The following is a 14,690-nucleotide window of genomic DNA, read 5'->3' as shown; positions in this document are numbered from 1 at the left end:
AAGCCTCTTATAGACGGCCTTTTAGCTATACCACGTATTTAATCTTCAATTTTTTCCAATTTATTGATTGGGAACATCATTTGATCATGAATTACGATGCCTGGAGGCTGGGTACTCTGGTAAGTAGAACCATCTTTATTGATTACTGTAGATAATGCAGTAGTGATAAATGATGATGCACCCGTAATTGATGCATTTGGATGATAGCTAATGATTAAATATAATAATTCGCTGTTATCATCACTTGGACGTAACGGGCAACCGTTAACCCGTTTTTCATAACGGGCGCGACCATGTTTATCTGTGATCATCACATTAGGAAGGCCACCAAATGGCTGTACCACTAAAGAACCTTCTTTGTCCCAAACACCTAACATTGAATACATTGAATTAGGGAATAATTTTCTAAAGCGGGCAACTGTTTTTGCGGAGCCGTCGTCGTAACAGATAAATTGATAATTGCCACGAGCCTTAGACCATTCACCTAAGGTTATGTCATCCTGAGGCCCGTCAAAATAAGGCACAGGGTTAGAATGTGTTGGACGGGTACGATCAATATAACCATGGTTACCCACCAAGTCTACGTAGGTCGGTTTGTCCATTAATTTCACGTTTTTTAATCGTGAATCTGCATCTGGCATATCTAAAAATGATTGTAACCAGGCAACATTAATCGGATCTGTAGTTGACGCTAAAATAGTATCGTCATTACAGTTTTCTTCACTGAGTAAAATGGCATCCTGCGCCTGTGGGTCCGGATCGTATTGGCCAACAAACTGAAAAGATAAATCATTTAACGAGGCATAAGCGTCTGGAAATTTAAACAACTTTTTACCGCAGTAATTATTTACACCTGTCGTCAGGTGACCTTTGATGACTTTGTGTTCGATGACGTTCGATTTATAATAGTCAGCGCTGACAGAAAAAGTGGTTATTGCCGATAAAAGCAGAGGTAATATAGATAAAATTTTCATAGTACTTCCTTATACTAATTGCAGATAGGGCAGGCCGGAATTTGGCCGCCCATAAATATCATTTTGTTGTAACAGCGTTTTCTTTTGCCATATAAGGAATTAGATATTGATAACTATTTTTCCGCGCACATGTTCTGTTTCAGAAAGTGCATGTGCCTGAGCAATCTGCTCAAACGGCATTTCTGAAATAGCTGGTACCTGGATTTCATTATTGTCGATTAAGGCTCCGATTTTTGTCAGATGTTCACCGTTAGGCATCACCATGACGCGGGCATGTTCAAAAGTAAATTGTTCAGGGATGTCGTGCTCTTTTAAGGTGGTGATATATTTTCCTTTGGCGTTAACTTTGTCATAAATACCAGCAACATCGTTATCAACGATATCGAAAACTACATCAAAGGTTGCAAGGGTTGTAAGATAATCAGGTGTTTTGTAATCCACCACATTATCGGCGCCAAGTTCACGTAAATAATCATGATTAGCCGCAGAAGCTACCGCTGTAACCTTAGCGCCTAATTGCTTGGCAAATTGAACGGCAAAACTGCCTACACCGCCACTGGCACCATGTATCAAGATAGAATCACCTGCGCTGAGTTGCGACACCTCATAAATTGCCTGCCATGCCGTTAATGACGTCAACGGAACAGCTGCAGCCTGCGCAAAACTAATGGTTTTCGGTTTATAAGATACGGCACTGGCATCCACAGCTACAAACTCGGCATAGGCCCCGTCACGAGTTAAATCACTGAAAGAATAAACTTCGTCACCTACCTTGAAGTTATTGATATTCTCACCAACCTGGGAAATTCGACCTGCGATATCCCAGCCTAAGGTTAACGGTAATTGGTGTAAATCTTCATCAGCCAACCAACCTTCACGCACTTTCCAGTCAACTGGATTTACGCTGGTATTAACCACTTCAATTAATACTTCGTCGGCTGTGATTTCAGGTAAGGTGATTTGTTCGGTACGTAACGTGTGTTGTCCGCCATATTCATGGATACGAACTGCTTTCATTAGTGGATTGGTTTTCATAGTATTTCCCCATTGGTTTATGTTAATTAATCTCAGTGGGTAAATATTATGTTGTTATGGATTATCAGACACCTGTCCTTTAAGTCAGGCAAGGCGATTATTTATAAATGATGTTCATCCCTGTGGGAAAAGTGAGGCCTTACGAGTGTAATGGACTTGGTATGATTAAACGGAAACCAAACCAAAATGAATTGCCCTAGCGATTGCTTGAGAGCGATTTACAACCTCTAGTTTTTTGAAAATATTAGAGAAATGAAATTTAACAGTACGCTCTGAAATAGCTAAAATCAGTGATGTATCCCAATTACTTTTACCTTCTTTAGCCCAGTTAAGTACTTCTAATTCACGTTTTGACAAATTGGGCTTCCATAAACTTTTACGTATGTTTTCCCCCTGACGATTAAATACTTCATGAATATGAGGTGCAATATATTCAATTAATTGATTATGTTCTGCGTCCAGACTGCTTTCCGGTATCACTAAAGAGATCAAGGTCGAACCAACATCCGTTTTAACCAGTATGGAAAGACCGTCACTACCAACATATTTTTTCGACATTTGTTTAAAATCGTCGCTTATATAGTTAGCTTGACTCGTCGCTGTACGCCAGTCGACAGCCGATGTGGTATTTGCAATTGCGCTTAGTATCGGATCTTGATTGAAAAACTTACGCTGAAAGTAAATTTCCTGCCACTCCTCACTGAGATTTTGAGTGAAAATTTGTTGTTTTGCCGTTAAAGCAAATTCTATATTTGTATCGATAGCAATAGTGGCTGCTTGAAAGGGGATCAGTTCATTGGTTTTCGTCAGAATATCCGATATAGAATCCGAATTACTGTTTGCTCTGATACAAGTATCAGCAATATCTAAGAGCTTAATCAGCTTATTTTTGTCTTTCATAATGATGTCCCTATCATTAAATAATTTATATTGGGTTATTAGCACTTAGCTCCCTTGCTCTAACTATATTACTTTATAAGTAAATACACACGATAAAATCAATTTATAATAACAAGTTATTAACAATTGGTAACAATTGCTTAGCAATGTATGACTAAAAAACCTTTAGATAAAAAATTATCTACGAGTGACGTTGTTTATCATGATCAGGCTGCGCTTAATAACTTTTGGCTGACGGGCTCATTTATCTTGATCACATCTATATTAAACCGACCAAATTGTAAAGGTAAGGTGCTTTGGGCGCTAGCAAGAATATCAACGAGGAAGACTGTCGGTCTATGATCGTAATATGATCCCCATTTATGTCGCTGCTCCATCGGTAACTTACTGATATCGGCGACGCCAATAGGATGATAGATATAACCTAGTTTATTGATTATCTTTTCAACAACAGGGGTTAAGGTAACCAGAGTAAATTTCATTCCTTTTGACCATAAGATTTGTGGCAACGTTTCTAGTAATTTATATGCCGCAGTTTTATAGCCAAAAGAAGAAAATGAGCCAATTTCACAAATTTGAGACCGAACAATCTCAGTACCTGCAAATTCAGAAGCAATCATCTCTATTGAATGATCTATATATTTTTCTGAAAACAATGATCCAAATTTCGGATAGGTGACGCCATAAGCGCCAGCAAAATCTTCTTTACTAAAATTACTCACCTGCATCGCAACAAATTCATCCGGCGTTGGTTCAATATGAGCTTTATGTATCGAGAGATAAGATTCGGACACGAGCTTAGCAAGGCTTTTATATTCCTCACTACCTTTACCTACAGTGTAAATGGTACCGCTGCTTGTTAATAATTGCATTTCTGTCTCCTACTAATGATGAACGTTACAACTAGATTAAACGCCAAAAAACAGAAAGTGAATTTCATTATGTTTCAACATCTTACGAGGTGTTTTCACCGTATATCATTGCTTTGAAATGTAAACATGAATGATGGATGAAAGTGCACAGCCCTTATTCATGAGCCATAGTCGAGTGAAATATAGCAATCGATTAAACAACAATTCTTTACGTCTGACCTGAACTACACAGTAAACACAAGCGCAAAAACAGATGAAAAGCCAATAAATATAAGCACGTTCATTGATTAGAATTGGCGTGAATTGCCACTTATCTTCCCCCCTGTACAGTGGTACAGCTGACCTTACGGTCGGTTATTTCGAATACCAAAATTGATTACATTTAACTCAAGAAAACAAGCTAATTAATCAAAAGTTTTATTCGACCAAAGGATGATAAGTCATGGAAAACAATATTTTTATGCAAGAAAACGGTTTTGAGTTAGCAGTAGCAAAAAGCCATACATTATTAAAAAATTGCTTTAAGTTACGCCATGATGTTTTTGCTAAAGAGCTTGGATGGGTTGCCGAAGAAGAGGATAATTTAGAAATCGACAAATTTGACTTTACCAGTAATCATATACTGATTTCTCAAAACCAAAAAGTGAACGCTTATATGCGTATAACTCCTCAACATACCCCTTGGTTATTAACAGACACCTTCTCATTTTTACTTAACGAAGGTAAAGAGCATAAATTTCTTGATAATAGTGTCGAGGTAACGCGACTTGCTGTTGATGAAAAATTTCGTCGACTTAAGTTACATCAGCAGTTTACGTTATGTGATATGTTGATCAAAGGTTTGCTGAAATTTTCATTAGAAAACAATATTAAGCATTGGTATATAGTGGTTTCCCAGGAAATATTTGCTTTACTTAACCATCGAGGGCTTGATTGTAAGCAACTAGGTAAAACCACGATCATGCCAGATAGTGTAAGAACCATTGCTGCCCGTATCGATGTAGAAAGCTTTATCGAAAATTGTCCGGATTATTATTTAGATTACAATATTCTAGAAGAGCAATTTGTGGCGTGATTTTTTGATAACTTAGGCTTGACCTGATTGAAGACCTTGAAGTGATTTTTTTAAAATCAAAAGAGTTACCGACTTTATTTTATTTAAGGTGCACCCCTAATTAAAGCTGGCAACGCTCTGTTTTTATAATTAAATATCAGTCTCAAATCGAGACTAACATAGGTTAATCTATTGGGTAATAAGGAAAAGGATTATTATAGTTGATTTCTGGCCTTAGCTCGGTAAACATTGATTTCACGACTAATTTGTCTATGGTCCATTTACCCGTTTCTGTGGCGATAACACCTAAAGTATTATTACTCATAAACAGTTGTGGTCCGAGGGTTGGCTCGAACGGTAACACCACATCCGTTGACTGAATGATTTCCTGATGCACTAAAACATTAAAATTAAACTCCATGCGGCCAGTACCTGGTTTATTACCCGGTTGATAATGGCTGACATAAAAAGAGGTCGGTGAAAAAATAGCATTTTGTCGTAATTGTGCCAGCCCCTCAGTGGCAATGCTTATGGTCGAGTCTATGCCTGTAGATAGCGATCCATTTAAGTCTAATTCTATATTTGGATTAACGATATCGTAAAAACATTCATTTACTTGCGCCATTCTTTCCAGATTATATTTTTGATTCGAAGCTTCCGGAATACATAAAAAGAAACGTCTAACGATTTGACTACCTTCAAAGTAAGCATGCTGTTTATTTAAACTAGCAAGAAATGTCTTATTTCTTAATCCGCGTCTAAGCATTTGCTTACTGACATGATTTTTATTAAAACTATTTTCATCAACAGTATATTGCTCTAAATATTCATCCTGAATATATTGCTGATAATTATCTTCTTCAGCCATAACTGCAGATGTTGATAAGGCAAACGTTGTTAGTAAAGTGAGTGTTTTATTGATGCTTGTTTTCATTCATATACCCTTTGAATTGAAATTTAATTTAAGTTTGTAGTGCTTGATTCGTGATGAGATAACTATAATCACTCACTGGATGAAATGGTATTTCAGTCTGTTTCATCACCAATCTCTCCCTATTTCAATTTCATCGTTTGTTCCCGAAATGTTTCGATAGCTTGCGTAATTAACTTCTGGCTGTTGTTCCTTTAAAGTGTTGTTCATGTTTTGAATTTAATTTTTAGACCTTTATAGGAGCAAGTTATGAATATTGAAAATATGATTATTGTTGGAGATAAATTTGAGTTTTTTGCGGAAAATGAGGGCGTATTAACGGTGAGTGAAGCGCTACATATATTAAGAAACAATTTAATAACGGATAAAAATATTCGTTTTAAACTAGGGCAAGGTCTTAATGAGGCTCAAGTTTCTTTATTGATTAAGACTGCAAAAAATGTGGGGTTAAGTAACTTATTAGAATTTAAGGAAACGGTTAAATCAGGGCGAAAGTATGTGCATAAACATCAGCCTCGAAATTCAATGTTAGGTCTACCGCGCCGGATATGTGAAAGTAAATTCGAGATAGATGTCATTATTGATGATGCTTGTGATGAAATGAGTGATCATGTTACCGGGCACCATGTACAGGGCATGGTGATTACAGAAGCTACCCGTCAGGCATTTTTAGCCATCACTGAGGCATTCTTTCTTAAAGAAGATGATTTCTCCAGCTACTTTGTGATTAATTCTTTAAATTCACAGTACTTGAATTTTGCGTTTCCGTTACCGATGACCATTGAATATGAAATAAAAACTCATAAAGTAAAAAAACAAGGCGTTCACTATTTTGATGTGGTCATGAATGCGGTGCAAAACGGCGTTGTTTGTGCAGAAGTATCTACAAGTTTTAGCACTTATAGCTCACAGTGGCTGAAGAAAAAAGAAGAGGTGATGGCATGTGATGCAATCAAATATATTCTAAATAATAAGGAATCGCAAAATGTGGCAGCATAATCTGGTAACGACCAAACCTTGTGCTTTTTTCGATGTTGATAACACCTTAATTTCAATTAAAAGTATGTTCAGTTTTATGAACTACTTGCAACGAGAATCTAACCTGATCTCTGCTGAATTGATAGATGAGGTGGACGTTAAGCTTAAATACTTATTTGCTGAAAGTACCCCGAGGGAGCATATTAATGAATATTATTACAGCCTCTTTAACGGTATTTCGGTGAACGCTTTGGTTAAGGAGGCTCAAGCCTGGTATCTGAGTGTCTGCGGGCAAGCCGATTTTTTTCACCAACACACGTTAGCACGGCTAAGGCATCATCAGGAAGAAGGTTATAATATAGTGTTTGTTTCGGGTTCAGGGCTAGCGATGTTACTACCTTTAGCTGAGCAATTAAATGTGAATGCGATTTTATGTGCCCCTCAGACAAAAGCTGGTGGAAAGTATATGGGCACCCTGTACGATCTGCCTTGTATCGGGGAGGGCAAGGCACATTATATTCGCCGTTTTTTTCAGCAATTTGATAATGCAGATGTTAGTGAAATTTCAGTCGCTTATGGTGATGATATCAGTGATTTCCCTATGTTGGATAGCGTAGGGAAAGGCTGCCTGGTAAACCCTGAAGATAAGACTCTGCTGGCAAATAAAACCAAATATTTTTCAGTACTTACGGCTGGTGTTGTGCGATAAAAAAGGGGGTGGTCGTTGGATTTTTATTTTTGTATTTCACAGGTTCGCGGTCAGAGCCGCCAACCTGTGAATTGACCCTGAGTCGATAATAAGATATGACGATGCCAGCCTGATTTCCCAATAACCGGAGTTAAAAAACCGGCCTTACTCATCTATCGAATCCAAAACCCTCTCTTAATGTTAATTGAAAAAATCAATGAACCTCCACTCTGAATGGTAAACCTTAGTCTATTTCAAATTCAGCTCATCTTAATTGGTATTGATACACTGTTAAAACGATTATTCAATCAAGCCATAAAATAAAATGGAAGTCATCACTTCAGAAATAAAACTTACCTTGCCTGTACCTCTAGTCAGTAGGCCGAAAAAATTAATTCAGTAATATAGCGATAACAAAGAATTAGCTGAACGAATTTTAACCCTGGTCATAACCAATGAATACGATGCTGGTAAAAATTAAACCGGATATCGAGGGGACATCAGGCTAAATATTGTTTGTTAGAGTTGTGTCATTAAGTCAAGGCTCATTGATTGAGTCAAATTAATTTTTATTAAATGAGGAAATTGTTATGGGTAGAAGTATCGCAAATAAAACTGTGGCGGCTGTTGGTTTAGGTTGTATGGGCATGAGTGAATTTTATGGTGATCGTAATGATCCTGAGTCATTAAAAACACTTCATGCGGCACTTGATATGGGTTACAACCATTTCGATACCGCTGATATGTATGGCGCAGGACATAATGAAGAGCTTGTTGGACAGTTTGCTAAAGAGCTAGGTTCAAAGCGTGATGATGTCGTTATTGCATCAAAATTTGGTATTCGTCGTGACCCTAATGATAAATACAACTTGATTATTGATAACACGAAAGCCTATGTAAAAGCAGCATGTGAAGCATCGTTGAAACGTCTAAATGTCGAGACCATTGATATTTATTATATGCATAGACGTAACGCAAATACCCCTATCGAAGAGCCTATGGAAGCACTCGCTGAATTGGTTAAGGAAGGTAAAATTAAATCTATCGGTTTATCTGAGGTATCGATAGAGACCCTTGAACGTGCGAGTAAAGTTCATCATGTAGAAGCATTACAAAGTGAGTATTCATTATGGTCCCGAGACGTTGAACAGACAATTTTGCCGGCCTGTAAAGCGTTAGGAACTAACTTTGTCGCCTATAGTCCGTTGGGTCGTGGTTTTTTAACCGGCGGTATAACTAAGGCTGATATTCAACAGGCTGATGTTAACAAGGATTTCCGTGCGAAATTACCTCGATTCCAGGAAGAAAATATCGTTAAAAATCTCGAGCTTGTCGCTAAAGTTCAGGAGCTAAGTAAAGAGTTAAATTGTACTCCAGCACAATTATCACTGGCCTGGTTGTTAAAGCAATATGACAATTTACATGTTATTCCGGGAACTAAACGAGTGAAATATCTGGGAGATAACTTTGGTGCATTACAAGTTGATTTAAGCCCCAAAATAATCACGACCTTAAGCAGTATTTTTTCCAGCGACAACATTTATGGCGCTCGTTATCCTCAGGCTATTCTAGACGGGACTAACTTGTAAATTTAACGTTATCCAAGTGATAAAACTCTTTTAATATTATCGGCTCTAACCTTGATCTAGGGGGAGAGTCTGATTTTTACCATAAGGTCGATTACTTATGAATCAGGAAGTTCTCATTGTTGGTGGCGGACCAACCGGCATGATTACCGCATTACAGTTACATCGATTTGGAATCCCTTTTAGAATTATTGAACAACGTAATAAACAATGTTCTGGCTCTAAAGCCCTAAGTGTTAACCCTGCTACTTTAGATATGCTAGCGGATTTGGGAATAGCAGAATCTTTATTAAAAAAAGGTCAGAAAAATCCTATAGTTAATTTGGTTTATGATGATAAACGCTTATTTAAATTGGATTTTAAACGGGTATCGGCCACATACCCTTATTTTTTAATGCTGCCACAACCGGATACAGAAGCTGCAATGGAAGACAAACTCCGTGAATTGGGTTATCAAATCGAACGGGGCACAGAGCTAGTTTCATTAGAGCAAACCGGGCAAGCAGTGCAGGTCAGGTTAAATACTCGTGATGGAGAAGAAAACCGGGAATACCGTTATGTAGTCGGTTGTGACGGCGCAAACAGTAAAACTCGTGAACAGATTTCATTACCTTTCAGTGGTTATGACTATGATCTGCATTTTATTCTGGCGGACGTTAAGTTAACTTGGGATAGAGATTTAACACAAAGCTATTACTACATAAAAGAACAAGGGTTTATTATTGTTTTACCTTTAACTGAAGGCTATCACAGGATCGTGATTAAAGCCGATGGCCCTATAGCGAAAAAAAATAAACCAACCTTAGATGATATTAAGCAAGCCATCGCCAAACTAGATGTTGATATTAAAATATCAGAACCTACCTGGTTATCTGCTGCGCCTTTTTATAATCGAGCCACACCCTCTTTTCGTCGTGGTAATGTTTTTATTGCTGGCGATGCCGCGCATTTATTTAGCCCTATCGGTGGTTTTGGTATGAATACCGGGATAGGAGACGCGTTTAATTTAGGCTGGAAATTAGGTTATGTACTTAATGGTTTAAGTTCTGAAGCCTTACTTGACAGCTATACAGAGGAACGCCATTGGAATGCAGAGCAATTACTGAAGGTTACCGACCTCAATACTTCAATGATCGCGGGTTTAGACCGCCATCAACTGGAAGATGAAACCAAGTTCTTACCTCTGGTTCGAAATCGTGGCTTCATTAAGGAATTCCCTATGTTTTCATCTGGTTATAAACTTAATTACAGTAAAAAACCGCTTGACCCTGAGCAAAAATATAATGTTGGCAGTTTATTGGCAAGCATCAATTTTTCAGCGGACTTATCGACATTTATCACAGGGGGAGGCAAACACAGTTTGATTGTAAATGATGCTATAACCTCCAATCATTTACAGGCTTTGGAACTCGCTATTCAGGTAAGCTTTGGTGCATCAGTTCGAGTGAATAAACTTAGCGATCCTCAGTATAAGCTGTTAACGGCGGATCAATTTATTTTGGTAAGGCCCGATAACATCATTGAATATGTGGGTGATACCGGAAATATCGCGGACTTTATAGCAAGTTTGTCAGTATATTATTCAAATGTGGCGGCTGCAGCATGAATCATACTAGCCTTATTCGCCCGTTGGGATCGATTGAAAGCCGAATGGCTGTAATGCATGAGTTGGCTGGAAATACCCAGACCACATCGGTGGTTGATCTTGATGTAATGTTAGATCAAGCTAGATTAAAAATTGCAGTTGATTTGTGGCTGCAAACCTTTGAGATATTATCAAGTCGGTTGGTGACAACAAAATCCTCCTTTGAACTGCATAAGACTCATCATGAAGCTGAGTCAATATTTAGCAAGATTACATTAAGTGATAATTATGATTTATCGCATGCAACAACTGTTTGTCTAAATAGTTTGTTATTAGCGAATAAAGCATTAGTTGCAGTGGTCTTGCTAGAAGATGCTAAAAAACAATGTAGCCATATTGCCCTGACTTTCCATCATTCAATTGTTGATGGTTTATCTATTGCCACCTTGGTTGAATCATTATTAGGTTATTATCAAACGGGGGTTAACAGCTTAGCGAGGAATAAACAAACTGTCGCACCGGCTCTAGAACAATTTTTGTCCCTGCAAGAAAAGGGCGTAACGGAAAAAAAATTACTCAAGACTGTCACTAACGAAACGTCGATTGCGAGTAAAGAAACCCCTGATGATCTTCCAGTTGAATTAATAGTACCTCAGTGGAAGGTAGAAGAAAGTGTTGAAATATCAAGACGTAGCAGTGCTTATCTTGAAACTTGTTTTGATCACCAAACAATGCTGCAATTAAAGGTCGTCAGCAAAGAATTAAATTCAACACTGAATACTTTGTTGACCTACGCTTTTTGTCGAGCGATCGCCGAACTGCAACAACGCAATTCAATAAGTTGTCTGACGGCGGTATCTTTACGTAACCGTGTACAAGCGGGCATTAATGACGATGTGATTGGTTGTTATATCAAAGTACTACCTCATACAGTATCAGTATCAACATCATTAAATTTATTTATTGACAGCTACCAGCAGAAACTAAGCAGCAGTGCCCAACAACTTACATCGGTGCAAGATGATATTAGCTTAGCGCTATTACGTCAGAGAGCAAAAAGTTTGCAGCGCATCAAAGCGTTTTCACATGATGTTGCTATGACTAACCATGGTCAGCTTAATTTAATGCAAGACTATGAAAATTTTAGCATTGTTGGTTATCGTAACCTTGCTAACCGTAATGGTGGTAATTTTGCAATCGCATTGCATATTGCTAGCTTAGATCATCAAATGAGCTGTGCATTTACCTATAGTATACCTTTGCTGAATACTCAGACAGCTGAAAAAATTCAAGTATTGTTTGAACAAAATATCAAACGGATCCTGTCAAAAAAACATGGAGTTAAATATGAAAAGGCTATATAAATCACTGCCTTCAGGCACTGTTAGTTATCTGGAAACGACGGGGGTCGGACCGACATTATTATTTTTACATGGTAATTCTTCCTGTGCTGAAGTGTTTCACCATCAGCTAAGTCATTTAGGTAAAAGCTACCGCTGTATCGCTCTAGATTTCTTAGGGCATGGTGAATCTTCTGCGGCTAAAAATAATAGTTCATATGGTTTTTCCGGTTGCGTAATGCAAATTATTGAGTTTATCGATGAACTGCAACTGGAAAACATTATCGTCATCGGGCATAGCCTCGGTGGCCACGCTATTGTTGATGCCTTACCTAAGCTTAACTGTGTTGCTGGGATCTTATTGGTAGGCGCTCCGCCATTTAACAGTAAAACAGCCACTGACGCATTTTTACCTGAACCCACTAGTGGCTTGATTTTTTCCAATGAGCTAAATGATGAGCAGATAATTGAGATGGCTCAGCAGTTTGCCAATGAAGACGTATTACCTTTAGCTGATTGGATCAAAGTGGTTAAATCGATTAACAATACTCATCAGGATGTACGCCCTGGCATTTTAACCGGTTTCACCTTAGATGAATTACAAGATGAAATTCAAATATTGCAACGCACTGATATCGCAAAAATGAGTATCGTCGGCGAACTGGATGGATTCATTAATAATGAGTACTTTAATCAACCCGAACTGCAAGATATTTTTGCCGAAAATAGCTTGTTTATTGCCGACTGTCATCACTGCCCTCATATTGAGTCTCCAGTTATTTTTAATCTACATTTAGAACGTTTTATAAAACAATGTTTTCCAGAGCAGATAATTCGTAGTTTTATATTAGATAAAAAAGTTAAAACGGGAATATTTATTGAACGCTATATGCCATTGCCCAAGCCTGGAACAAACCAAGTAGCAATCAGGGTTAAAGCGAGCAGTGTAAACCCTTTTGACTACAAGATAAGCCGGGGCGAGTTACCGCACTTAGAACCAGAATATCCTACAGTACTGCATTCTGATGTCGCTGGTATTGTTTTGGCAGTTGGTGACGAGGTCTGTGAATTTGAACCCGGTGATCGAGTGTATGGGTGCGCCGGTGGCGTTGCTAGGCGTCAAGGCGCATTAACCGATGTGATGCTGGCCGATAACTGGAGCATTAGTAAAATGCCTGAAAACTTGGATTTTCAACAGGCCGCGGCATTACCTTTAGTTGCCATTGCAGCTTGGGAAGGGCTGGAGGCCGCTGGCATCAACGGTGAGATGAAAGTATTGATACATGGTGGTACTGGTGGTGTTGGTCATATAGCTATTCAGCTGGCGAAGCAACTGGGAGCGTCTGTTTATGCCACCGTTGGCTCGGAAGAAAAAGAAAAATTAGCCCGAGAGCTAGGCGTCGATGATACTGTGAATTATAAAATGGAAGAGGTTGAAGATTATGTTAATCGCTTAACCGGAGGTTGTGGTTTTGATTTGGTTTTCGATACTGTTGGCAATAGTAATATCGACAAATCACTATCCGCCTGTAAAGTTGGCGGCCATGTGGTAATGACTTTAGCCGATGGTAATGTTGATCTTACTATAGCTGCAGGCAGAAAGTTAAACTTACATTTTATCAATGTCTTATGGCCAATGCTATCGGGGCGTGATACCGAGTCTTATCGCTATATATTGAAAAAAATAAAAACGCTTATTGAACGTGACGAGCTAAAACCGTTACTGGATGATAAACAGTTTTCATTTGAGCACGCTGAATTTGCGCATCAATTTGCAGCTTCTGGGGCTGCTATTGGAAAAGTAATATTAGTAAACGAATAAATAATTAAACAGGAAGCTAATTATGACCTATTCGAGATCAAACATTACCCTAGCGCTGCTAGCTAATATCTGTGCCTTTTTTCTCTGGTCGCTGGCGACATTAATTTTCAACGCCTTGTCCACCATTGATAATTTACAGGTACTGGCTTTTCGTATCATTTTTTCGATGATGTTTTGTGGTTTATTATTAATACTAATCCCCTCGACCTGGCAGATTATTCGTCAGCTAAATAAGAATGAGTGGCAGGTATTATTTATCAGCAGTGTGCTGATATCGAGTAACTGGTATTTAGTCATTTTTAGTATCAGTTTAAATCAACTTAGTTCAGCCAGCTTTGGTTATTTCCTGGCGCCGCTATTAAGTGTAGCTTTACTTAAATGGCGTCAAAAAGAAGGTGTTACCCGGGCTGAAATGATTGCAATGAGTTTATGTTTTCTTGGTGCGGTAATTGTTGTTAATGAGCGTTATACCGACTCACTGCCTTGGATTAGCATTACCATCGCCGTAACTTTTGCCTATTACTCGGTACTAAAGAAAACGAAGGCCATCGCACCATTAGCAACACTCACGGTTGAAACGGGTTTTGCTGCAGTGCCTGCACTGATTTTTATCGTCTTGAATTTCACTCAATTGAGTTTTAATTTTAGCGCGAGTCAGTGGGGGTTATTGCTCTCACTTGGTGCGATAACAACGTTACCAATATTGCTTTACATTGGCAGTGTTGTTTTTTTATCGGCAACTACCATAGGGTTGCTGCAGTATCTAAACCCCACGTTAATGCTATTTGTGGCGATAGGGATTTTTGGTGAAGATATATCTACAGGTGTTCTGAGAGGATTTTTCATTCTTTGGTCAGGCATCGCGGTATACGGTATTTGTTCTGTCTACGATACTGTAAATACCACAACAGCAAGGAAGAACTAA

General features: G+C 38.4%; 13 protein-coding genes. 8 read left to right on the top strand and 5 right to left on the bottom strand.

Features of this window, described 5'->3' with window-relative positions:
• Window positions 1-38: 38 nt before the first annotated feature.
• The 4 genes from PE36_RS02165 to PE36_RS23655 all read right to left on the bottom strand — a co-directional run bounded on the left by PE36_RS02165 (window position 39) and on the right by PE36_RS23655 (window position 3,781).
• Window positions 39-974: a hypothetical protein gene (locus PE36_RS02165; protein ID WP_006030301.1), complete on the bottom strand. Its 936-nt coding sequence runs from the start codon at window positions 972-974 to the stop codon at window positions 39-41.
• Between the two features lie 99 nt (window positions 975-1,073).
• Window positions 1,074-2,009, bottom strand: coding sequence for an NADP-dependent oxidoreductase (locus tag PE36_RS02160; RefSeq protein ID WP_006030300.1), 936 nt, complete (start codon window positions 2,007-2,009; stop codon window positions 1,074-1,076).
• 165 nt (window positions 2,010-2,174) lie between these two features.
• On the bottom strand, window positions 2,175-2,909 hold the full coding sequence (locus tag PE36_RS02155) for a LuxR family transcriptional regulator (RefSeq protein ID WP_006030299.1): 735 nt from the start codon (window positions 2,907-2,909) through the stop codon (window positions 2,175-2,177).
• 206 nt (window positions 2,910-3,115) lie between these two features.
• Complete coding sequence (locus PE36_RS23655) at window positions 3,116-3,781, bottom strand: thermostable hemolysin (protein ID WP_006030298.1); 666 nt, start codon at window positions 3,779-3,781, stop codon at window positions 3,116-3,118.
• 442 nt (window positions 3,782-4,223) lie between these two features.
• Here PE36_RS23655 and PE36_RS23650 point away from each other — a divergent pair, with 442 nt between their 5' ends.
• On the top strand, window positions 4,224-4,856 hold the full coding sequence (locus PE36_RS23650) for an acyl-homoserine-lactone synthase (RefSeq protein ID WP_006030297.1): 633 nt from the start codon (window positions 4,224-4,226) through the stop codon (window positions 4,854-4,856).
• A gap of 163 nt (window positions 4,857-5,019) precedes the next feature.
• Here the strand turns inward: PE36_RS23650 and PE36_RS02140 are convergent, their stop codons facing one another.
• On the bottom strand, window positions 5,020-5,769 hold the full coding sequence (locus PE36_RS02140; RefSeq protein ID WP_006030296.1) for a hypothetical protein: 750 nt from the start codon (window positions 5,767-5,769) through the stop codon (window positions 5,020-5,022).
• 246 nt (window positions 5,770-6,015) lie between these two features.
• Here PE36_RS02140 and PE36_RS02135 point away from each other — a divergent pair, with 246 nt between their 5' ends.
• The 7 genes from PE36_RS02135 (at window position 6,016) to PE36_RS02105 (ending at window position 14,690) form a co-directional block, all read left to right on the top strand.
• Window positions 6,016-6,765: an AfsA-related hotdog domain-containing protein gene (locus tag PE36_RS02135; protein WP_006030295.1), complete on the top strand. Its 750-nt coding sequence runs from the start codon at window positions 6,016-6,018 to the stop codon at window positions 6,763-6,765.
• On the top strand, window positions 6,752-7,453 hold the full coding sequence (locus PE36_RS02130) for an HAD family phosphatase (protein ID WP_006030294.1): 702 nt from the start codon (window positions 6,752-6,754) through the stop codon (window positions 7,451-7,453). The genes PE36_RS02135 and PE36_RS02130 overlap by 14 nt, the downstream gene beginning before the upstream one ends.
• Window positions 7,454-8,022: 569 nt before the next feature.
• Window positions 8,023-9,021, top strand: coding sequence for an aldo/keto reductase (locus PE36_RS02125; RefSeq protein WP_006030293.1), 999 nt, complete (start codon window positions 8,023-8,025; stop codon window positions 9,019-9,021).
• A gap of 97 nt (window positions 9,022-9,118) precedes the next feature.
• A complete protein-coding gene (locus PE36_RS02120) occupies window positions 9,119-10,624 on the top strand; it encodes an FAD-dependent monooxygenase (RefSeq protein ID WP_006030292.1) in 1,506 nt (501 codons plus the stop codon).
• A complete protein-coding gene (locus tag PE36_RS02115; RefSeq protein ID WP_006030291.1) occupies window positions 10,621-11,967 on the top strand; it encodes a condensation domain-containing protein in 1,347 nt (448 codons plus the stop codon). Before PE36_RS02120 ends, PE36_RS02115 begins: the two co-directional genes overlap by 4 nt.
• A complete protein-coding gene (locus PE36_RS23645; protein ID WP_052298048.1) occupies window positions 11,951-13,765 on the top strand; it encodes an alpha/beta fold hydrolase in 1,815 nt (604 codons plus the stop codon). Before PE36_RS02115 ends, PE36_RS23645 begins: the two co-directional genes overlap by 17 nt.
• 22 nt (window positions 13,766-13,787) lie before the next feature.
• Window positions 13,788-14,690, top strand: coding sequence for an EamA family transporter (locus tag PE36_RS02105; protein WP_006030289.1), 903 nt, complete (start codon window positions 13,788-13,790; stop codon window positions 14,688-14,690).

Origin of the sequence: Moritella sp. PE36 (assembly GCF_000170855.1) — a bacterium.
Classification (GTDB): Bacteria; Pseudomonadota; Gammaproteobacteria; order Enterobacterales; family Moritellaceae; genus Moritella.
Note: the sequence above shows the minus strand (reverse complement) of the source record. Positions and strands in the feature narration are given on the sequence as shown.

Bases quoted from the DNA above. Each gene is read 5' to 3' on its own strand.
- PE36_RS02165 (WP_006030301.1), bottom strand. From the start codon at position 974: ATGAAAATTTTATCTATATTACCTCTGCTTTTATCGGCAATAACCACT.
- PE36_RS02160 (WP_006030300.1), bottom strand. From the start codon at position 2,009: ATGAAAACCAATCCACTAATGAAAGCAGTTCGTATCCATGAATATGGC.
- PE36_RS02155 (WP_006030299.1), bottom strand. From the start codon at position 2,909: ATGAAAGACAAAAATAAGCTGATTAAGCTCTTAGATATTGCTGATACT.
- PE36_RS23655 (WP_006030298.1), bottom strand. From the start codon at position 3,781: ATGCAATTATTAACAAGCAGCGGTACCATTTACACTGTAGGTAAAGGT.
- PE36_RS23650 (WP_006030297.1), top strand. From the start codon at position 4,224: ATGGAAAACAATATTTTTATGCAAGAAAACGGTTTTGAGTTAGCAGTA.
- PE36_RS02140 (WP_006030296.1), bottom strand. From the start codon at position 5,769: ATGAAAACAAGCATCAATAAAACACTCACTTTACTAACAACGTTTGCC.
- PE36_RS02135 (WP_006030295.1), top strand. From the start codon at position 6,016: ATGAATATTGAAAATATGATTATTGTTGGAGATAAATTTGAGTTTTTT.
- PE36_RS02130 (WP_006030294.1), top strand. From the start codon at position 6,752: ATGTGGCAGCATAATCTGGTAACGACCAAACCTTGTGCTTTTTTCGAT.
- PE36_RS02125 (WP_006030293.1), top strand. From the start codon at position 8,023: ATGGGTAGAAGTATCGCAAATAAAACTGTGGCGGCTGTTGGTTTAGGT.
- PE36_RS02120 (WP_006030292.1), top strand. From the start codon at position 9,119: ATGAATCAGGAAGTTCTCATTGTTGGTGGCGGACCAACCGGCATGATT.
- PE36_RS02115 (WP_006030291.1), top strand. From the start codon at position 10,621: ATGAATCATACTAGCCTTATTCGCCCGTTGGGATCGATTGAAAGCCGA.
- PE36_RS23645 (WP_052298048.1), top strand. From the start codon at position 11,951: ATGAAAAGGCTATATAAATCACTGCCTTCAGGCACTGTTAGTTATCTG.
- PE36_RS02105 (WP_006030289.1), top strand. From the start codon at position 13,788: ATGACCTATTCGAGATCAAACATTACCCTAGCGCTGCTAGCTAATATC.